This is a genomic window from Nostoc sp. GT001 (genome assembly GCF_030382115.1).
Classification (GTDB): Bacteria; Cyanobacteriota; Cyanobacteriia; order Cyanobacteriales; family Nostocaceae; genus Nostoc.
Window position 1 is genome coordinate 3,005,109 of the sequence record NZ_JAUDRJ010000003.1, and the last position, 21,014, is coordinate 3,026,122.

The window sequence follows — 21,014 nt, forward strand, 5'->3', positions numbered from 1 at the left end:
CGTCGTAGACATAGCTTTAACTTTGCTTTAATTTCAAAGCCTCAGTAGCCGAAACACCCTCACCCTGACTACCGAAATACCACAAAGCCGTAGCAGCCTCAGCACGAGTTACTGGTTTTTTGGGTTGAAACAGAGTCGTATAACCAAACACCCGCCGAATATTGGATTGTTCGCCATTCTGGTAATCAGCCAATACTGCTCTTAAAGCCCTTGGGTCAATTCGCGCTGCGTCTTGGAAACCCCAAGTTTGTTTAACCGCATCTAAGTTAGCAGAGGGTAAAGCTTGGCGACTATCTAGGGGTAATTTCCACAGCAGCAATTGTTCTCGCGTTAGAGGTGCATCAGGACGAAATAAAACTACTGTAGAATCTCCAGATAAAGGACTGGGAATTAATCCAGCTTCGGCTAATCCCTGAATTGCTGGGAAATCAGGATCTTTTGCTGACACATCACTAAAAGCTGGTTGAGTACTTTCTGATGCCAAGCGAATCTGTTTAGCTGGATTGTTGGTATACACAGCATTGTTAGCAGCGATTAGCCAACGAGCATATTCCCGATGTGTAACGGTTTTACTGGGTTCAAACTGATTAGTTGTAGTAGTGGAGTTGCTCTTAGTTGTCTTTGCTTCTATAGATAAAACACCTAATGCAGCTAAGTCTTGGATATGTTGCCGCCATTCTTGTGGTGCCTTATTCAGATCGTTAAATACCTGAGATTTAGGAGTGGCTGTAGGGATTGTTTGGTTATTAGTTGTGCTTGGTGGCTGTGCTGCCAAGTTTGCGGGTGGTATTGGGCCAATGAACTGTGAATTTCCCGGTTGAGGAACGGCGTTAGCAGTTTCGTTAGGATTTGTAGTTGAAGTAGGTTGTGCTGTTACAGTGCTATTCGGTACGTAATCAATCAGTAATTCAGTGGCCGTTTGGGGTTGATTAGGTGTGGCGTTAGTAACTGATTTGGGCTGAATGGAAACCTTCAACAGCAAATCGTTGCGACGTGCCTCAAAAGCTCCTCCTGTATCATCTGTCGGCTGTTGTAAAATCTGCCAGTTATTTGTTTGAAACTGGCTGCGATAAAAGCTAGCAATAAAATTACTGGGGTCAGAACTTAACCAACGAGTTGAGATTTTGTTTTCTGAGCCGCTAGCAGGTGTAACTTCCTGTAGCTTGGCATTGGAATATAAAGGGATATCTTTAGGAAAATCAGCGGGTAACTGAACAGTTGATTCGTTTTGCTGTGCTTGCGGTTGGTTATTCTGAGATTCTCCAAAGACAACTGGATTGCTTTGCAGTTTCGGATCTGCCGCCAAAGATTCCTCAAGGTTTTTGGCGACTGGACTATTAGCACAGGCTGTTAACGAAGTGAGTATAACAGCCCAAATTAGAAATACAGCTGGACGTTTACAGGGAAGCACAGGAAATCACAAATTGAGTTTCAATTTCTACCCTAGCGCAGACTGTCCATTAAATGGGAATGGGTCATGGGGCATGGAACACGGTTATTCTCCTTTATTTCCCTGCTCTCCTCTGACTCTCCGTATCACTAAAAGACACTACCGACTTACTACGTCTTCTTCCTAAATGTCTATTTGAGTGATGATATCTCTAAAAATGAGTAAACGGTAGCAAAAGCTACCGTATTGTCTTCGTTTTACAGCCATTAGGTTTTGATAATTCCTATGCTTATTTATAGAGTTCCCTAGAATTATGAAAAACTAACATCTTTGAGAAAAAAACATAAATAAATCTGAAATGCTTGCTAGATAGGAGTTTTATAATTTGAGAGTTCGTAGTCAGGACTTTAGTATTTAGATGAAACCGTAGAGCCACCGACTACAAACCGATCGATACTAGATTGTGAACCAATCTTTTAGAGAGTTATCTAAACATCCAAGTTGTAGAGCAGATAACTGATTGATAACTGGTCAAAACACAGTTTAGCTAGCAAAAGCTTGAATCTACTTCCAGATGCACTAGTTGTAATGCGATGCCTATGGCGGGCAAAGCCTACGCCAAGCAACTGAAGTGATAGACTAGGAATAAAGCCCCCCTTAGCCTCACCCAAAGAGGGGAATAGATCGAGTTAACTAACACTGGCTGACAATCGATTCTGGAAATTATTCATCTGACGATGGTAAGGTGAGTAAGGCAATCTCTGGAAAATGGCAGTGTTAAACAATTCCAGAAAATTAGCGTAAGTTCGTTCTTCTTGGCAACTGGGGTAAATAGGTAAAGCAGTCAAGAGTCGCAGCATTTTCCCTAGTATTTCTAAATTTATTATCTGGAGAAAGTGCTACTTGTGCTGTAATCAAGGGTTTTTTGACAGCCTCGAAGGCAATGAGTGCTTCGTCTAAAAGTGCGTAGTTTGCCGCCGTAGGCATCGCCTATCCAAAACTTTCCCTCAATCAAACCATCCCCTGTTATTCTGGGATAGGACTGTGGTTCTTTTAGGAAAGCTGGAAGGTGCGCTTCGCAAGTTATAGAAGTAGTACATAGCTAGCTATGGCTGTTTTTCCCAATCCTAGTTAATGATTGGCTTGAGGCAAAAAAGACACTTCATCAAATGCACTGGCGGTTGAAAAAAAAACCTCTACAAACTTGGTCTGAACAGTTAACAGCTTCCTGATAGATTAGATACAATTAGCATCTGTGTTTTCTTGGGCGATCGCTTGCTTAAAGCGAATACTCAAATTGACATGGTGCTGCACTAGCCGATTTGACATACCATTAAACCTTTCACCTCCTGGCTCTGGTGAAAATTTTTGATTCAGGGCAAATTAAGACTTATATTCAAGGGGCTTGGGTGTTTCTTGGAGATGAAGTTAACCAAAAGGGAGCAAAAGGCTGAATAAGATATGTCTGATGTCAAAAACGCAGATCGGATAGGAATATGAAAATCTAAAATAGATATTAAGAAGAAAAAACAACGACCATCGACAACCGTCAGTCCTTTTTACTTTCTGTAAAGCGTCACCGGGTTGTTACCAGTGCTGAAACACGATTACATGCAAGTTTCCCAGGATCAGCCTATTTATTCTGAGGCTCCACTCCAGACTGTTACTGTTTGTCGATGGACGCCCCAAGTCCCGTCAACAGGTGCAGCGAATACGTGCTTACTTAAAAGAATTGCAGGCTGAGTATAGCTTTGAACTTCAAACTATTGATGTTGGACAACAACCTTACTTAGCAGAACACTTTAAATTGGTAGCAACGCCAGCTTTAATCAAAATTCACCCGGAACCACGACAGGTTTTAGCTGGGAGTAATATCATAGCGCAATTGAAAAACTGGTGGCCTCGCTGGCAAGCCGCTGTAGACGCCTATTTGAAATTACAGGAAGACTTACAAGAACGGATAGACGATACTGCTAGAGTGACATCACCCAAATCCACTATCCGTTCAGTTGCTGTTTCTGCCGAACTCATCCGACTCTCAGACGAAATTTTTCGCTTAAAACAAGAAAAAGATAACCTCCAAGAGCAGCTACAGTTTAAAGATCGGGTGATTGGGATGCTGGCACACGATCTCCGCAATCCCCTAACTGCCGCCGCGATCGCCATTGAAACTCTCCAATCTAACTACAATTTAGAGACAGGGCAATTTCAGCGCCTCAAACCATCTTTGACAGCGCATCTATTAAAACAAGCCCGTAATCAAACTAAGATCATCGATCGGATGATTGCCGACCTTTTGCAGGTAGGTCGTGGCAAAGATACTGAGTTTCCAATTTTACCACAAAAAGTGCAGCTAGGTAAACTGTGCTTAGATGTACTAGAAGAGTTGTGCGATCGCTATACCGCCAAATCCCAAGAGGTCGAAACAGATATTCCCAACGATTTACCTTATGTATATGCCGATCCAGAACGCATCCGGCAAGTGCTAGTGAATCTGTTGGATAATGCCATCAAATACACTCCAGCAGGTGGCAAGATTAGCATCGCCGGATTGCACCGCACTACCCAAAAAGTTCAGTTTAGTATTGGCGATACTGGACCTGGTATTCCTGTAGAGAATCGCGATCGCATCTTTGAAAACCACTTCCGCCTGCAACGGGATGAAGGTACAGAAGGTTACGGCATTGGTCTTTGTCTATGCCAACGCATCGTCCTGGCACATTATGGCCAAATTTGGGTGGATTCTGCCCCCAATAACGGAGCATGGTTTCACTTCACACTGCCAGTTTATCCTTCTTAAGTAATGGGTATTGACAAATGACCAATGACTAATGACAATTAAGAACTTGAGATAAAGCGATCGCGTCCCCCGGCCTTTGCTTGGTAGAGTGCTTTATCTGCCAGCACGATCAACTCTGAAGGAGAAGATTCCCATGTCGGGACAACAGTTGCCACGCCCATACTGAGAGTGACGTGCTGACTCACCGCAGAACCGTCATGAACAATTTGCAAATCTTTGATTCCAGCTTGGATCGCGGCGGCAACGTGAAGTGCACCAGATGCAGGAGTGTATGGCATAATCACAGCAAATTCTTCGCCACCATAACGCGCTACTAAATCCTGATGTTTTTGTGCCTTAAGGCTTAAGACAGCACCCACCTTTTGTAAACATACATCCCCTGCCGGATGGCCATATTTATCATTATAAAATTTAAAAAAGTCGATATCACACAAAATCATTGACAACGGAAATCCCTCTTGTGCGAGATTAATCCATTGAGTATTGAGATAATCGTCAAAGCGGCGACGATTAGCCAACTCAGTTAAGCCATCTACATTGGCAAGGTGATGCAAAGCTTCGTTTGCCGCCTCTAACTGTTTGTATACTTGTGCTTGCTGTAGTAGTCGGCGTAACCGTTGGCGCAATACAGGCCAGTGAATTGGCTTGGTAACATAATCAGTTGCTCCTGCTTCAAAAGCACGATTTACAGATTCCTCATCGTCCAAGCATGTAATCATCAAGATGGGAGTGCGCTCCCATATCTTGGAGATGACTGTATTATTAAGAGTCGAGTCAGTATCAAAGGTGGCAAGGGCTGAGATTAAATTATTCCTAGCAATCTGGAGCAAGTTCTTACAGCAGGTAAAGCCATCCATCACAGGCATTACAGCATCTAGCAAAACTATATCCGGTTTGATAGTCTCGTAAGCATCTAAACATTGCTTACCATCATTGACCTCGACTACTCGATAACCTTCTTGTTCCATTGCTTTACGCAACAATACCCGGATGGTCTTGTCATCATCAGCCACTAGAATCAGTGGTGGTTGCTTAGAAACAGTAAATGGGCTTATGCCTGACATGAGTTGCCTTCCACTTGCAGAACTATCCTGAAAAAGGCTGTGCAACTCAATCGTATGGGGGCGATCGCTATTTTCATCAATGCCAGGATTTGCGGGAAAGGCGTGTCTGGCTTCACAATCAACTGTTTTTTGACAATGGACTGCCCAATGTTGTTGGGCCAAGCAAGCGGTAGATAAATAAGTTGCATAGACAATCTGTAATTGGAACACGAAGGCAATTGCTACCTTTTTGTTCAGCGATGGTTATGGGAGGAAATGTTACTTTTATATTTCCCTATTGTTAAAGTCAAATTACGATTTTTTTGAGAATTACAAATACACACCTTAATTCTTTAGTTGTGTAGTTAGTTGACAAACCTAGCGATCCAGAGCAAGGCAATTGCCAAAGTACCCTCAGAAGATAGTTAATACTAAATACTAATATCACCTGACTGAAATTTATTTAGTCTATCCGACAAGGCTTGCTGAGGTTTAGTATAATTACATAAGATTGAGATAAAACTTAGTGAAAAACTTTATTTTCAAGTGACTTCATAACCATTCCGTTCTAGCCATAAACCGCCCAGTATTCACGTTCGTTAGCTATACAAACAAGCAAAAGCTCTTACAAAAACCATCCAAACCTATTGACATTCGCTAAATCTTTAAAATGCCAGACTCATTAATGTACCAGCAGGATAATTTTGTTGTTCTAGAAACAAATCAACCAGAACAATTTATGACGCCATCAGAGCTATTAGAAAAGCTCAAAATAACTCTTCAACAACTCATAATTCAAGATTTACCGCCTGACTTGCAAAAGTTTGATACTGTGGAAACTCAAGCCCAATATTTAATTGACACTAGCTGCGAATTAGATATTAGCTCTGGGAAATATTTACAGTGGTACGCAGTTCGTTTAGAAAAGTAAATTTTTGGTAAGTGCTTAAGAGAATCCCAAAGAAATCTTAAGCAAAAATTGTTGCCCATCTCCCCAACTTCTTCAAGAAGTTGGGGAGTTAAATCGTGGTTAAGGGAATTCCCAAAAGAATAATTACTAATTCATAATTCATAGTTAAAGACACCGTACACTAGTCCACACACTCATCAAAATTTAGTGGTAAACAAGAGAATAGAGAGTACAGGAGCCACCACTAATTGTAATTATGAATTATTAATTATTTTGACTGTTGCAAAAATATAGTCAACAACAAGTCATGCAGGTATGAAGTTTGGGTAACGATAATTTTTGCTCTTGACTATTGACTACTGACTAGTGATTCTTTTTGAGTATTGATTAGCGCTAGCTCAATTGTATTTTCAGATGGCTGTGTTATTTGAATTTCCAATCCAGAGGCAAAATAATTGGTCATTTTTTCATGCTTTTTTTGCCACACATCAATTGGTATTAGCGGTGAATCAAATTCTAAAATTAGGGCATAGCTTCCATTAACTTCTGTTTCTCGTAACCCTGTTACTGTTGGCCGTTCCTGGTCATTGGGACTCAAACCCAGAAAAGAAAGTGTTGTATCTAGATGAGCATCTTGACCGTAGCAATATCGGGTGATGTCTTTGCGAATTTTATTTTGAGTCTCAGTTGCTTGCTGCTGGCGCAGTATCAATGCTGACGGTGACGTAGTTTGGGTAAATGGTACTGGCTTAAGTTCATTAGCTTTTAGTGCCAGTCCTCCCAATAATAGAGGAATCCCATAAAAAAATCCGACAAGATTGAGTGTGGCATTGTTATCAGCATAGGCGACGAAGCCAATGATGGTTAATATACCGCCGATAGTTAGACCGAGTGTTCCTAAAGAGATTTGGCGTAGCATGAGCTTAAATTAGTATAAAGTCTGAATACCTTAGTTTTATTATCATCGGTTATAAGCAACAAATTAGGGAAGAACATCGCCTTCAGGCGCTAGTATTCAACTAATTCTAAATTGCTATATAAGGGTTAGAAATCGCACACCAGTTGCTAAGAGACGGAAGGAAACACACCAAGAGCGAACAAGTCAGGCATTACATTACCGCCTAAAGCACAGGCTTCGTTTAAACGAGACTTTACCCACCTTTATCTTTGTGGTTTTCAAACACTGAATTTTTCCTTAGTCTACATTCGCGCCGCATCCCGTAGGGAAGGCAACTGACTCTAAGTTGTACCACTAAGGGCGGTATAGTGTTCCAGAATATTAGATTTTGAGTTAACTTTAAATTTAAAGGTAGTTAAAGATAGGAAAAAAATAATGGATCTACAGACTATAAAAGAACGAATTGTCGCAGTTCAAAGTAAACGCGATTACCTATTAAGCTTACTGGAGCAACCAAACCTGGGAACTTTGAGAATTGACGTAAATCAGGCTTTGGAAGAACTGGATGAACTAATTGATGAATTTACACGCACCATTCCGGTAGAGTAGAAGTTATCAAAAATTACGTCGGTTTAACCTCAACTTCAGGCTAGACCGACGTTCTTCACTAGTATCATGTCTTCAAATCCCCAGAATTGAACTAAGCCTGAGTTGGCGAAGCAATAAATCACTGCATCATTTATCCTGCCACTGAACCATCTCCTGCACGCTGACCTAGCTGCCTAACTAAGGCAATAAGTTCGTTTGTAGGTACATCTTTCTTGCAAACGTCATCAAAGCTAGACATTGCCTTTGTCCCATGAAAATTTACGTCTTCCACTGAGGAGTAAGCAAGTATCTGAGTGTTCGGAGATATAGCTTTAATGTGACTGGACGCACTCCAGCCATCCATGACTGGCATCTGTAAATCTAGAACAATTACGTCAGGATGGCAACGTTTAACCATTTCTATAGCTTCTTCACCATTACTGGCTAAACCTACTACTTGAATATTTTCCTGGCAAGAAAAAACTAATTGTAAAGTTAAACGAGTCAGTTCGTGGTCATCAACTACTAAAACACGCAAGGTAGAGAGCTCGCAGGATAACATTAACATTGAGGGGAAAGACAAATTTATTCAGAATAACTTCTCCAGTTTATGAGAACAAGTGCCAGCACTGACTCTATCCTATGGTTGAATAACTTGTGTGAACCTATGATAAACAACTTAGACAACTGCTCAAAAATTTAATTTTTCCAAAAAAACTAAGTTGAGCTAGTTGTCAAGGTATAAGTAACTTATTTTTTAATCAATCAGGTTGGGACTACACCTAGGTTGAGCGTAATACCATGTTCATGAGAATTTTTTGTGAATTAGCTTCTGGAGAATCATCATAAGGACGCCGTTGAATGTAAGTACCATCAGCTTGTAATTCCCAAGCTTGGCGATTATCTGCGAGCATAATTCCCATAATTTCTTGCAAATCTTTAGCAATATCTGGGTCTTTTACTGGGGTAATTACTTCAACTCGGCGATCTAGGTTGCGACGCATCCAGTCAGCGCTGCCGATATAGATTTCCTCCTGTGTATTGTTATGGAAATAATAAATCCGAGAGTGTTCTAAAAAGCGACCAACAATGCTGATGATGCGAATATTTTCACTAATGTCTTTGATTCCTGGACGTAAACAACAAACGCCCCTGATAATTAAGTCGATTTGCACTCCAGCGCGGGAAGCTTCATATAAAGTGGCGATAATTTCTGGATCGACTAGGGAATTCATTTTGGCAACAATCCGTCCAGAAAATCCATTTTGAACATTTTCGATTTCGCGGTGAATTAGTGCCAAAAAGCGATCGCGCATATTCACAGGTGCAACCAGCAACTCTCGATAAGATTTTTGCAGAGAGTATCCTGTTAAGAAATTAAATAAATCTGTGATGTCAGCACCCAATTCTTCACGGCAACTAAACAATCCCAAATCTGTATACAGTCGTGCCGTTTTAGGGTTATAGTTACCAGTCCCAATATGCACGTAGCGACGTATCCGGTCTTTTTCGCGTCGTACCACCATAACAGTTTTACTATGGGTTTTTAGCCCGACTAAACCATAGACAACATGAACTCCAACTCTTTCTAGTCGTTTTGCCCAGTAAATATTATTCTCCTCATCAAATCGTGCCTTTAATTCCACCAGCACAGATACCTGCTTGCCATTTTCAGCAGCAGCAATTAAGGCGTTGACGATGGGCGAGTCACCAGAAGTCCGGTAAAGGGTCATCTTGATGGCTAACACATTCGCGTCGTATGCGGCATGGGTAATAAAGCGAACAACCGTTTCCGAAAAGGATTGATAGGGATGGTGTACTAGTAAATCCTTTTCCCGAATTACAGCAAAAAAGTCTTTTCCTTCATCCGTCTCCAGTGCATCTGGGTCTAAACTTGGTTCTCTCAGCCTTTGCAGACGTAACGGTACAACAGATTGGCGTGGTGGATCTTTGAGTTCCGGCAATGGCAAGGACATAAAGTACATTAAATCTCGCAGTCCCAAAAGACCATCTACCTCGTAAACATCACTTTCTGTTAATTCCAAATCTTGCAATAATCGCGATCGCACTATTTCAGGAGTTTGGGATTGAATTTCTAGCCGGACTGGACTACCACCCAGACGCCGTTTTCGCAATTCCTGTTCGATCGCTAACAACAAATCATCTGCTTCATCTTCTTCTAAGACCAAATCGGCATCACGGGTAATGCGGAACGGATGATATTCTTGAATGTTCATCCCTGGAAATAGAGATTCCAAGTTATGAGCGATCGCCTGTTCTAAAGGTACTCCAGTCCAGTGGGCAGGTTTTTCGCTGTTCTGATCTCCCAACTCAGGCGGTATCGGTAAAAATCGTGGTAGAACACTAGGGACTTTGATTCTGGCAAAAAATTCTTCTTCGGTGTCTGGGTTCTTGACGACAACAGCCAGATTCAAACTGAGATTAGAAATAAACGGAAAGGGATGACTAGGATCGACAGCCAGAGGAGTCAAAACTGGAAAGATTTGTTCCTCAAAATAGCTGTTGAGATGAGTCCGCTGCTTTTGATTTAAATCTATGTAATTCAGAATATGAATGCCATGATTTACTAGGAGAGGACGAAGTACTTCCTCAAAATGTTGGTGCTGTTTGTTGACATGGGGAGTGAGGGTAGACCTAATATCGTCTAGCTGTTGTTGTGGTGTGCGACCATCAGGAGTTAACAGGCTAACTTTTGCCTCTACTTGTTGCTTTAAGCCAGCAACGCGCACCATAAAAAACTCATCTAAATTAGAGTTAAATATTCCCAAAAACTTAAGGCGTTCCAGAAGTGGGGTGCGATCGTCACAGGCTTCATGTAATACCCTGGCATTAAATTCTAACCAGCTTAACTCTCGGTTAAGATAATATTGTGGATCGCTGAGATTGATGGGGGTAGCGCTTTTCTTAGATTTTGCCATAATGACCTAACGGCAGGCAGATGTAGCCCATTGAACTGGGGGACAATAAATATAGTAAGTTAAATGGTGCTTGAGGGTGACGCTAAGGCAATTTTTTGCTGCGCTTACGATCTACCTCGTTACTGGTAAAGGATAGACATCAGATTTTTAAAAATCTATTTGTATTTAAATAACTGTAGTCAAAGATTCAAAAATTAACTTGTGTAGGCGCGAAAGCCAAGATTCCTAAGAAATTTTTGGGTGCTTTGCGCGATGCCTTGGGTATCTTCCACAGGACTTACGCACGGTTAACAGAAAATCGAACCACAGAGGACGCAGAGTTCACGGAGGAATGAGAGTTTCAGAGGTTTCTTGCGTAATAATATCATGTCCGGTAAATTACCCATAATTAAGCTGCAAATTTCGACCACCAGTGAAAATTGGTTAAACCATGTACAAAATCAGGCTGGTCAATAATTTGACGACAACGTTGAATTAAAATTTCCTCAACCTCATCAAGACTATCAAAACTGCGATTAGCAATCAGTTCATTCGTAAGAGTCCACAAACGCTCGGCTGGTTGTAATTCAGGAGAGTGGGAAGGTAAAAACTCCAAGTGTATACCTTGTGGAATCTTGACTTTGGCGCTCTTGTGCCATCCTGCTTGGTCAACAACTAAAACTACCTGTTTTTTCTCACCAATGCCAAAGTGTTGTGCAAAATCTGCAAGTACTTTGTTGAATAATTCAATGTTGACGTAGGGCAGTATCCACCAATATGTTTGACCTAAGTGTGGATGAACAAAACCATAAAGCCACAGCCACTTAAAACGCCAATTAACATTTACTGTAGGTACTGTCCATTCATCAACCCAAATACGTCGGATTACTGGTTTTAAACCAACTCTATGTTCATCCTGCGCCCATACTTCTACGTCGGATTCTGGATTTTGTGTTTGTATCTGTTCGACTTTGGTCTGTAGATTTTTTTTCCAATCAGCCTGTTGTTCCAGGCAAGATTTAGTATGTTCTGGTCGCGGAACTCTTAAACGAAAACGCATTTGTTTAAGATATTCCCACCCACGTTGGCGACTGACTGGACGACCGATTAAATCAGCAATCCAGTCAGCAACCTTCCGACCATTCCATTGTCCCCCTTCTACTGGTGGCTCTTGTAATGCCTGCCATAGTAATGCTTGCTGTACATCGTCTAAAAGTGGTTTACTACTTCCTTGATTTAAGACCCTTTGATCTCCCAATGTTTCAATTCCACTGCGGTTGTAACCCCAAACCAACTCATAAATCCAACTTCGGCTATAGCCTGTGACTACTGCTACTTCTTCTGTACTCATACCTTTGGCTAACAGCCAAATTATCTGGTAATGTGTCCGCAATACTGGTTTTTTGGCTTGGCGATAACCTACCTCTAACTCTTCTAAACTCAGATGTGGCTCAATTTTTATGATTTTTGGCATTGCGACCCCACCAATTCATCTACCTCTATTTATATTATGGGTGATTTGCCGGACATGATATAAGTCCTATTCTAGATAATCACCCTAACCACCCAACCCATAACTAGATTTTATAGCCGTTTTCAATTTTGTGGAATATGGTATTGGCGTATAGTTATCTGCCCTTTCAAAATATTGNNCATCCATACAATAACTGCGATNNNCTTGAGGATTCAATTCGTTGCCCACAGCATATTAACCATAAATATGCACCTAAGATTNNNCAAAGATATGACGTAGCCATATCTGACAAGTTTNNNCGAATTATTAAGCAGTGTTTACATAGATTGTGGTGTCGAAAGCAGTCTCAAGCCTTACCTCCAGTACTTTATGGATTTTAGAAACTAAAATCCATAATTTGGTGATTATTGCCACAAATTTTATACAGGCACTGGCTATGCATAAGCCTTGCTGCGACTCTATTTATATGATTGTTTTGAAGCTTTTATTCAGATCCACGCCATTACTTCCATCTATTAGTTTTTTTAATTTCTGACCTCTGTAATTTATCTAAATTTCAGTATTGTTACTGGGATTTTTTTGGTAGGCAATGGTTATATTGAGAACGTAAAGAAAAACAACACGGGGAGTTTGTTAATCATGAAAATTTCTGCAATTCTCAAAGGCAGCGTTTGTGTATTAGGTTTGGTTGGTGTTGGTAATTTCTTTGCAGCACCTGCAAATGCAGGAGACGCTGCTGCTCGTGGTGCGGTTACAATTGTTAGACCATCAGGTGCTTCTGTCAGCGTCAGTGCTGAGTTAACTGCACCCACTTCTGCATATTTCACCGGACCAGCGTTAGTTGTTACACCTACATATAACGGTACCATAGGTGCCAATGACGAAAGCGTAGTTACTTTAACAATAGATCCAGGTGCAGTTGTAAACCTGGTCTCACCACCCAGTTCTACAATCGAAGCAGCCATTGCAGCTAAGATTGATGCCGAGTACTGCTACATCAGTTGAAGACCTAGCAGCTCTTATCAGAGCAGCTAGTGTTAATGGCGGTCTAGAATAGACTGATTGTTAACTGACAGAAAATCACTATAGTGTTAAAAGCTATTGGCTTTTAGTCTATATGCTTTCACTTCTTGAATTGATTTTCAACCTCTGTTTAGGTATTGTTTGAGAAAATTTTGCCATCAGTTGAGACGAAACGTCTACGACTATACCCATGCTGGGCATTTGCATCAAAGTATTTGGTAATACGCGAATCGATTCTTTGACTGACTCTACTTTACTTGTATCCATAGTTTTGACAGGGGATAAAGTAGAGAGTGACTGAGATGTAAAAGATTGAAGAAAAAATACAGCCCCTTGAATGTAGTTGAGGGGCGGTATTTCAAACTTATCTACTATATTACCATATAAACCCGGTTTCTTGCAGAAATCGGGCTTTTGATGTTGTTTAAATAGATACTTCACGAAATCTTTTAAATTAGCCAATAGGTAAAATACAAAAGGCAAAAGACGGAAGCTAGAAGGCAATAGGCGAAAGACAATCACACAATAATTACTCTTGCTATTTGCCTATTGAACTTTGCCTTTATTTACTAAGTGTCAATTCTTATACCAAATTTTAGTAGTCTAGCAATCAAATTTTCTGAAAAGTTACCGCTATATTGCTCATGCCAATCAAAAAAAGCATGAGAAATAAATTATGTATAGCGTGTTTCGTCAATTGCCTGGAACTATCAAAAGAACCATTTGCTTGCTAGGTTTTATCAGTATAGGCAATTTTATTGCAGTGCCAGTATATGCACAAGAAGCTGTGGCACGTGGGGCTATTTCTATAGTTTCGCCTTCCGGCGCTTATCAAAGTGTTAGTGGTGAACTCTCTTTACCTGTTAGTAATAATTTTTTAAATCCCGGCACAAATACAACTCTCACAGTAACGCCTACTTTGACAAATATTGGAGCAACTAATCAAAGAATAACTTCTTTGTCTCTGACAGTAGGCACAGCAAATGAAATAATCACAAATAATAACAATTCGTTTTTGAACCAAACTTTAGAAACAGTCAATAATCAAACATTAATTCCCGATACAGCCTCTTTAATTCAGACAATCAACAGTACTAATGGCTTAGGGGCTTTAGAATAGTTGCAAAAACTATATTAAATTTATTGCTGCATCTACGATATTTGATAATTCTTAGGCAAGAAGTAAAGGGCAGAACGCAATAGGAAAAAGCCAAGATATAAAGGGAAAGAAGCCTCCTTGGATTATACTGATTGTTTTTATATATTAAATTTATATTATTTAATCAAATAATCCAGGATAAATTTTTCTAATTTTAGCTTCCCTATTTATTTTTGTATTTAAAATCGATAACCACCTTGAATTTGCATATCAAGCCCATTCTCTCCCGTACCAATTTTAGATTGTATAAAAATATTATTATCTGTAAAATTATATCTAAAAATGGCTCCGTAGTTTAGACCAGATAATCGGGTATTTAAACCCACGTTTTTAGTAAAATAATTTTTAATATAAGCACCAACAGAGAAGTTTCTACCAACTTTTTGCAAGCCTTCTAACTCATAAAAAAGGTTTTTACCTAACTCTAAGTTAGTATTAATATTTAAGCCTGTACTAGTGCTAACTTCACCACTAAACAGTGTTAAAAACTCACCATTGCTATTATCTTGAATAAAAGCTATTGCAGGCGCTAAGGAAAAACTTAGATGTTTTTCTTGATGATTAAAATAATAGCTGAATACAGTTGAAAAAGGATTATTGTTATTTGATGCACTATTCCAGTCAATTTTTAATGATGGTATGTGAGTATTGACAGCTACAGGTTTTTTATTTGAGTTTAACTGGACATGAGTTTTAATATAGTTAGCCAGAATACTGGCATATATACCCACAGATGGTTCTGCTAACCCTAAATTATTATTAGAAACTTCAGGCGCTGAGTTGGCATTTATATTAAACCAAGTTCCTAAGCTAGCACTATAGTTTAAATCCCCAGCAGAACCCGCAGCTAATAATTCAACTGAAGGTAAAGATAGATAACCATCAAATTTTTTAAAACTCACACCTATACGATCGACTCTGGTGAGTTCAAAATAATCGAATGCTAAATCAAATGTGCGGACTGGAATTGGTACTATAGTGTTATCTTCGGAATTAAATCGTTGTACAAATTGTCGTCCTTGGGAGTTAGTCAAAATAACTTCAGCACCGCTAGATTCGTTAATAGGATTAATGTCAGTATTAGTCAAAGGCATCTGATTTCCTATGAAAGTCAGAGGGCCAAATCTTTCATTAGAAAGTCTGAGGGTTGAAAAGAATGTATCCCCTGGATCTAAAAGTTCAACATCTCTTTGTAAAAATTGGACTGTGCGTTTATGATTTCCTGTTCTCAGTTCCAAAATACTAGAATTATTGGGAGTGATTTTACTCTGAATTGTCATACTTCCAGACACTTGCTCTAGATCGCTGGTTGCATTAGAATAAGCTAAAGTACGATTTAGTCTGTTGTTAATTTGTCTTCTTTGATTTGGTGTAGACTTTGTATTTAATTCAACAAAACCTTCTCCATTTTTAAAGCTTTCTCGTGCTTCTGCTAAACTTTCATTAATATTATCTATTTTAATGTATTCAAAGATTCCGCCTAATGCCAATCCTAAAGTAGAGTTAGCTGTTTGGATACTATCAATACTAAAGTCACTTAAATTAGCTGTAAGAGACAATCCTGGACTAGAAAAAATATTAGAATAACTAGCACTAATTTTTTCTTTATCATATTGAACAATAGTACGGTTATGAGGATAGTTAACATATAATCTATGCCAATTAGAAGTTTTTTGTGTCTCAGATAAAGTTTTAAATATGGGGTCTCTTTTGCCGAAAGATACCCAAGATAAAGAATTTAAATAAGACAAGTCTCTCTCAAGTGGCGTCAAGTAAGGATTAACTGCTAGATTTAATAAATCAAAATTATCAAATTCGCCTATCTGGGCAATCTTAACACCTGGTAGTGAAGAGACAGGAGCAGTAAAACCAAAACCTTCACCTGTCAAGATATTTCCCCATAAAATACCAGTCGCTTCTAGAACCCGATCAGGAATAATTTCGCCTAGTTTAAGTTGAACGCTTCCGCCATTTAGTAAAGGCTTTAAATTAGTAGTAGGAAAGGCTTGTAAAATTTTAGGTGTATTAGTAGCATCTAAAAAATCAAATAAAGATCCGCCACCATCATTACTAAAAGTGGAACCGCTTCCAATAATTGGTGTAGTATTTCCCAGAACTATGACATTAGGATCGTTAAGATTAATTCCGCTATTAATTATTACTTTACCAGCAGGTATTCCTTCAGGATTAATTAGTTCTCCTGCTAGAGAAAGTATAGAAAAATCTTGAATTTCAGCTCCGCCGACTAATTCATCAAAATTCACAGGTAAAGTACTAATATTTTGCAATCCCCAAAATCCTTGGGTTGATGTCATATTTTGGGTAGTGTAAGTTTCAGAAGCTCTACCTTGGGCAAGAATACCAGCTTGTCTACCTTTAGTCTCAATTACTAATCTATTGTTATCGAGAACCCAGTAAAACTGGTCGTCCTTGGGAAATTTAGCATGAGTAAATTTATCAATAAACTGATTGTCTCCAGAAAATCTGATATTTAAATCTGTATCTATATAATTTTCGTCTTCATTTGGTTTAAATAATTGAGGTTTAAAAGTCAGGTTATCTGTTGGATTAACAATCCAAGAATACCGATTGGAACTTGCTGTCAGAGCATCAATAATTATTTTCTTTTGGATTACTTGTTGTTGTTTTTTTGTTCGACGTAGTTTTTCTATTAGTATTTGTTGCTGGGGTGTGTATGGTTTTGATGGATTTGAATTTGATGGTTGAATTGTATCTGGCTGAGGCTTTTCTTCATCCTCTTCAGGTAGCTTGGGAGGTTTGTCTTTGTATTCTTCAATTGGGATAACGTCAGCAATGATGAATTGGCGTAATTGTTTTGGTTTCTCTAGGTTAGAGTTAGACTTTTTTAAAGCCTGTTTTAACAGTTCTTGCCTTGGTAAGTTATTTGTTTTTTGATCGGAATTTATTAATGACTTGTTATGAGTAGCGATTAAATCAATATTGTTTTGCCTGTTTATGCTTAAAGCGATCGCAGGTAATTTAATAAATACAATTTTGTATAGAATCGTTGAATACAATAAACAAATTCCAAGAATTTTTACATTTTTTTTGAATCTCATTAGGGAGATATTGATACCTTTTCGATTTGGATTTTTCAATGTTTTCAGAATAAAATTTTTGGCGATTCAAACTATTGAACATTGGCTAATGTCAAAAATTAACCATTATTTAATACTTAGTCTTTGAATTTATTATTGATTTATTTGATTCGAGGAATTCAACAGTGTTTCAGTAAATATAGGTAGTCAAAAAAGCTTGATTTTTTATCCTGGCGCAAAGAATAAAATAGGATTAAGCAGATTTACTGCAACAAGAGTGTAATTCTTGAGCAAAAATTCAACCTCAGCAAAATCACCACAGCTCAAAAATCGAGCAATAATTTAGCCGTATAAATACGTAATCAAAGGCGCTTAACTTCAAAAATGGAGTAAAAAATATACTTCAGACTACTCGCTACAGTCTTTAAATTTGATACACTTCAGCAACTGCCAGATTACTACTGCTGTTTGCTAGCGGAGTTTATTTATACATTCGCAGTACACTGATTGAGCAAATTAAGAATACCCTTAGCCATGTAGTGCAAATACTAGAGCGATATATCACAATCAGCCTTTGTGCATCAATGCTGATATTTGAGCTAATTAATGCTGATGCAGATAAATTTCACATTAATGTAAAAGCCAGTATTCCTGAGAATCCCGACACAGTAGAATAAGCTATTCTTGAGACAATCACGCTGCTGACTGGATATCACATTTAGATTTATTAAAAAAAGTTAATGAAACCTAAACATATTGATACAGAAGTAGCGAGGTTAGAAGCCCTCCGCCAGTATCAAATTCTTGACACAGAACCTGAAGAAGCCTACGACAATCTTGCTCAGTTAGCGGCCTTTATTTGTGGCACTCCCATATCCTTGGTAAATTTTATTGATGAAAACCGTCAATGGTTTAAGGCAAAAATAGGTTTAGACGTATCAGAAATGCCCCGGAGTGTTGGATTATCTTATCTTTGCCAAGAGCAGCGTAATGTTGTGGTGGTTCCTGATACTCTAGCTGATGAGAAGCTGGCAAATAATCCGGTAGTAACTGGCTATCCATATATACGGTTTTATGCAGGTGTACCCTTAATTACTCCGCAGGGAGATATGTTAGGAACTCTGTGTGCGATTGACCAAGTTCCACGACAACTAAGCCAAAAACAAGTGGAGGCTTTTGTGGGTTTGAGTCGCCTGGTAATCGACCAACTTGAACTCAGGCGTCATGTAAGTGAGGTATCTAAAGTTACTGAGAAACTAGTGGCACAAGAGCAAGCAACCCGCGCCCAATCTGAAGCTGCCAAAACCCGCATCACCAATCTTCTCGAAAGTATCACTGATGGTTTTTTTGCTCTAGATCAAAAGTGGCAATTCACCTATATTAATAATCAAGCAGAACGGCTGTTGCAAAAAACTCACAATGAGCTTTTAGGTAAAAACATCTGGGAGGTGTTTCCAGAAATTATCGGCACAACATTTGATTGTGAATATCGCAGGGCAATCTTAGAACAGGTTAGTGTCGAATTTGAGGAGTTGTATCTGCCACAGCAACAATGGCTTAAAGTTCACGCCTATCCGGCAAAAGACGGCTTGTCTGTTTATTTTCAAGATGTTACTGAACGACGGAAAACAGCAGAAGCACTACGAGAAAGTGAAGAACGTTGGCAATTAGCATTACATGGTAATAATGATGGTATTTGGGATTGGAACCTCAAGACTAATGAAGTGTTCTTCTCAACTCGATGGAAGGAAATGCTCGGCTATAAAGACTACGAAGTTTCCAACCGTTGGGACGAATGGACAAAACGAATCCATCCCGATGAGCGAGATTGGGTACTTCAGGCTTTCCAAGACCACTTTGCCAAGAAAACACCGTTTTACGTCTGTGAATATCGAGTCCAGTGCCAAGACGGCAGCTATAAATGGATTCTAGATCGAGGACAGGCACTTTGGGACGCATTGGGTGATATAGTACGGATGGTTGGTTCTTATACTGATATCACAGATCGCAAGCGGGCAGATGAAGAATTAAAGCGGCAAAATTTGCGATCGCAATTATTAGCCGAAATCACCCTAAAAATTCGAGAATCTTTACAAATAGATGAAATTCTTCAAACCGCTGTCACAGAGGTACAAAAATTACTGCAAGCTGACCGAGTGTTAATTTTTCGAGTGGAACCTGACGGTTCGGGAACAGTAGTACAAGAGGCAGTGCTGCCTGGTTGGCCGGTAATTCTAGGAGAAAATCTTTTTGACCCCTCCTTCAAAGAAGACTATATAGAAAGATATCGCCAGGGAAAAGTCAGCGCCCTTGAAGACATTGAAACTGCTGATATCCAACCATGCCATCGAGAATTTCTTCAGCGGTTTGCTGTCAAGGCTAATCTGGTAGTGCCGATTATTGTCAGGGACGATATTTGGGGCTTATTGCTAGCTCATCAGTGTGACGCACCTCGACAGTGGAATCAGTTTGAGATGGATTTGTTACAGCAACTAGCGAACCAAATTGGGATTGCTTTATCTCAGGCAAAACTATTAGAAAAACAAACCCAGCAAAGTCAGGGACTTGCTCATTCTAATGCGGAATTAGAACAGTTTGCCTACGTGGCTTCCCATGATTTGCAAGAGCCATTGCGGATGGTAACTAGTTATTTACAACTGCTGGAGCGGAGATATAAAAACCAACTGGATGCCAATGCCGATCAGTTTATTGCCTATGCAGTAGATGGGGCCAGCCGGATGCAGACCCTAATCAACGATTTGTTAAACTATTCCCGCGTCAGCACCCGTGGACAGCCTTTTGTGCCAGTTGATTGTAGTGTTGTCTTAAAACAGGTGCTTGCTAATCTTCAAGTTGCGATCGCAGATCGAAAGGCAGTTGTCACCTACGATACTCTACCTCAAGTGATGGCTGATGCTACCCAATTGGCACAAGTATTTCAAAACCTGATTGCCAACGCGATCAAATTTTGCGATCGTCAACAGCCATTAATTCACGTTGGAGTAAGTAAGAGAGATGCAGATATATTAGATGGAAAAAATTTAAATTTTACCCCCTCGGAGGATGAATGGTTGTTCTGGGTGCGTGATAATGGAATTGGTTTAGAATCCCAATATAATGAGCGTATTTTTATAATTTTTCAGCGCTTACACGGTAGAGACAAGTATCCAGGTACTGGAATTGGTCTGGCAATTTGTAAGAAAATTATCGAACGCCACGGCGGCCGGATCTGGGTTGAGTCGAAACCGGGTCAAGGCTCGACTTTCTACTTCACAATTCCAGATAGAGTAGGTAAGCAATGGTAAACACCATAACAGCGATTATGCCTATTGAGGTTTTGTTAGTAGAGGATAATCCTGGCGATGTCCAACTTACACGCATCGCTCTAGAAGATAGTAAAATCTCAATTCACTTAAACGTAGTCGAGGATGGTGTAGAGGCAATGGCATTCTTGCGAAAACAGGGAAAATATGCTAAATTACCTCATCCAGATATTGTACTGCTCGATTTTAACCTTCCGAAAAAAGATGGACCAGAGGTATTAGCAGAAATAAAAGGAGATGAAAACCTTAAACGAATTCCTGTAGTAGTTTTGACGACTTCCCAAGCTGAAGAAGATATCCTCAAAGCCTATAATCTTTTTGCCAACTGTTATATAACCAAGCCAGTAGATTTCGATCAATTCGTTGAAATTGTCCAATCAATAGAAAATTTTTGGTTTGCGATCGTAAAACTGCCACCGGAGTAGTGGA

Annotated in this window: 15 protein-coding genes and 1 pseudogene; 7 read left to right on the forward strand and 9 right to left on the reverse strand. The window is 39.5% G+C overall.

Features of this window, described 5'->3' with window-relative positions:
• Positions 1 to 16: 16 nt before the first annotated feature.
• Positions 17 to 1,411 (reverse strand): S-layer homology domain-containing protein, encoded by a 1,395-nt coding sequence (locus tag QUD05_RS15650; protein ID WP_289796867.1) that lies wholly within the window; start codon positions 1,409 to 1,411, stop codon positions 17 to 19.
• Between the two features lie 774 nt (positions 1,412 to 2,185).
• Positions 2,186 to 2,377, reverse strand: coding sequence for a hypothetical protein (locus tag QUD05_RS15655; RefSeq protein ID WP_289796868.1), 192 nt, complete (start codon positions 2,375 to 2,377; stop codon positions 2,186 to 2,188).
• 606 nt (positions 2,378 to 2,983) lie between these two features.
• Here QUD05_RS15655 and QUD05_RS15660 point away from each other — a divergent pair.
• Positions 2,984 to 4,190 (forward strand): annotated as a pseudogene (locus QUD05_RS15660) (histidine kinase).
• A 38-nt stretch (positions 4,191 to 4,228) separates the two neighbouring features.
• Here QUD05_RS15660 and QUD05_RS15665 read toward each other — a convergent pair.
• On the reverse strand, positions 4,229 to 5,254 hold the full coding sequence (locus QUD05_RS15665) for a response regulator (protein ID WP_289799981.1): 1,026 nt from the start codon (positions 5,252 to 5,254) through the stop codon (positions 4,229 to 4,231).
• Positions 5,255 to 5,903: 649 nt separating this feature from the next.
• On the opposite strand from QUD05_RS15665, the gene QUD05_RS15670 reads away from it, so the two are divergent.
• On the forward strand, positions 5,904 to 6,164 hold the full coding sequence (locus tag QUD05_RS15670) for a CRR7 family NDH-1 assembly protein (RefSeq protein ID WP_289796869.1): 261 nt from the start codon (positions 5,904 to 5,906) through the stop codon (positions 6,162 to 6,164).
• Between the two features lie 328 nt (positions 6,165 to 6,492).
• On the opposite strand, the gene QUD05_RS15675 is transcribed toward QUD05_RS15670, so the two are convergent.
• Entirely contained in the window at positions 6,493 to 7,062 is a 570-nt protein-coding gene (locus QUD05_RS15675) for a DUF2854 domain-containing protein (RefSeq protein WP_289796870.1), read from the reverse strand.
• A 414-nt stretch (positions 7,063 to 7,476) separates the two neighbouring features.
• Here QUD05_RS15675 and QUD05_RS15680 point away from each other — a divergent pair, with 414 nt between their 5' ends.
• The gene (locus tag QUD05_RS15680; protein WP_094348556.1) at positions 7,477 to 7,650 is read left to right on the forward strand and encodes a hypothetical protein; all 174 of its coding nucleotides are present in this window, start codon (positions 7,477 to 7,479) and stop codon (positions 7,648 to 7,650) included.
• Positions 7,651 to 7,780: 130 nt separating this feature from the next.
• Here the strand turns inward: QUD05_RS15680 and QUD05_RS15685 are convergent, their stop codons facing one another.
• The 3 genes from QUD05_RS15685 to QUD05_RS15695 form a co-directional block, all read right to left on the reverse strand.
• Positions 7,781 to 8,197 (reverse strand): response regulator, encoded by a 417-nt coding sequence (locus QUD05_RS15685; protein WP_289796871.1) that lies wholly within the window; start codon positions 8,195 to 8,197, stop codon positions 7,781 to 7,783.
• 214 nt (positions 8,198 to 8,411) lie between these two features.
• On the reverse strand, positions 8,412 to 10,568 hold the full coding sequence (gene ppk1, locus QUD05_RS15690) for a polyphosphate kinase 1 (protein WP_289796872.1): 2,157 nt from the start codon (positions 10,566 to 10,568) through the stop codon (positions 8,412 to 8,414).
• 388 nt (positions 10,569 to 10,956) lie between these two features.
• The gene (locus QUD05_RS15695) at positions 10,957 to 12,021 is read right to left on the reverse strand and encodes an IS630 family transposase (RefSeq protein WP_289796873.1); all 1,065 of its coding nucleotides are present in this window, start codon (positions 12,019 to 12,021) and stop codon (positions 10,957 to 10,959) included.
• A gap of 639 nt (positions 12,022 to 12,660) precedes the next feature.
• Between QUD05_RS15695 and QUD05_RS15700 the strand changes: the two genes are divergently transcribed.
• Positions 12,661 to 13,026: a hypothetical protein gene (locus tag QUD05_RS15700; protein WP_289796874.1), complete on the forward strand. Its 366-nt coding sequence runs from the start codon at positions 12,661 to 12,663 to the stop codon at positions 13,024 to 13,026.
• Positions 13,027 to 13,134: 108 nt separating this feature from the next.
• Here the strand turns inward: QUD05_RS15700 and QUD05_RS15705 are convergent, their stop codons facing one another.
• Positions 13,135 to 13,566 carry a hypothetical protein gene (locus QUD05_RS15705; RefSeq protein ID WP_289796875.1) on the reverse strand — a complete coding sequence of 144 codons (432 nt, stop codon included), beginning with the start codon at positions 13,564 to 13,566 and terminating at the stop codon, positions 13,135 to 13,137.
• A 154-nt stretch (positions 13,567 to 13,720) separates the two neighbouring features.
• On the opposite strand from QUD05_RS15705, the gene QUD05_RS15710 reads away from it, so the two are divergent.
• A complete protein-coding gene (locus tag QUD05_RS15710; RefSeq protein WP_289796876.1) occupies positions 13,721 to 14,164 on the forward strand; it encodes a hypothetical protein in 444 nt (147 codons plus the stop codon).
• Between the two features lie 218 nt (positions 14,165 to 14,382).
• Here QUD05_RS15710 and QUD05_RS15715 read toward each other — a convergent pair whose 3' ends face one another.
• Positions 14,383 to 17,322, reverse strand: coding sequence for a hypothetical protein (locus QUD05_RS15715; protein WP_289796878.1), 2,940 nt, complete (start codon positions 17,320 to 17,322; stop codon positions 14,383 to 14,385).
• A 680-nt stretch (positions 17,323 to 18,002) separates the two neighbouring features.
• On the opposite strand from QUD05_RS15715, the gene QUD05_RS15720 reads away from it, so the two are divergent.
• Positions 18,003 to 20,567 (forward strand): GAF domain-containing protein, encoded by a 2,565-nt coding sequence (locus tag QUD05_RS15720; protein ID WP_289796879.1) that lies wholly within the window; start codon positions 18,003 to 18,005, stop codon positions 20,565 to 20,567.
• Positions 20,561 to 21,010: a response regulator gene (locus QUD05_RS15725; protein ID WP_289796880.1), complete on the forward strand. Its 450-nt coding sequence runs from the start codon at positions 20,561 to 20,563 to the stop codon at positions 21,008 to 21,010. The genes QUD05_RS15720 and QUD05_RS15725 overlap by 7 nt, the downstream gene beginning before the upstream one ends.
• Positions 21,011 to 21,014: the final 4 nt, after the last annotated feature.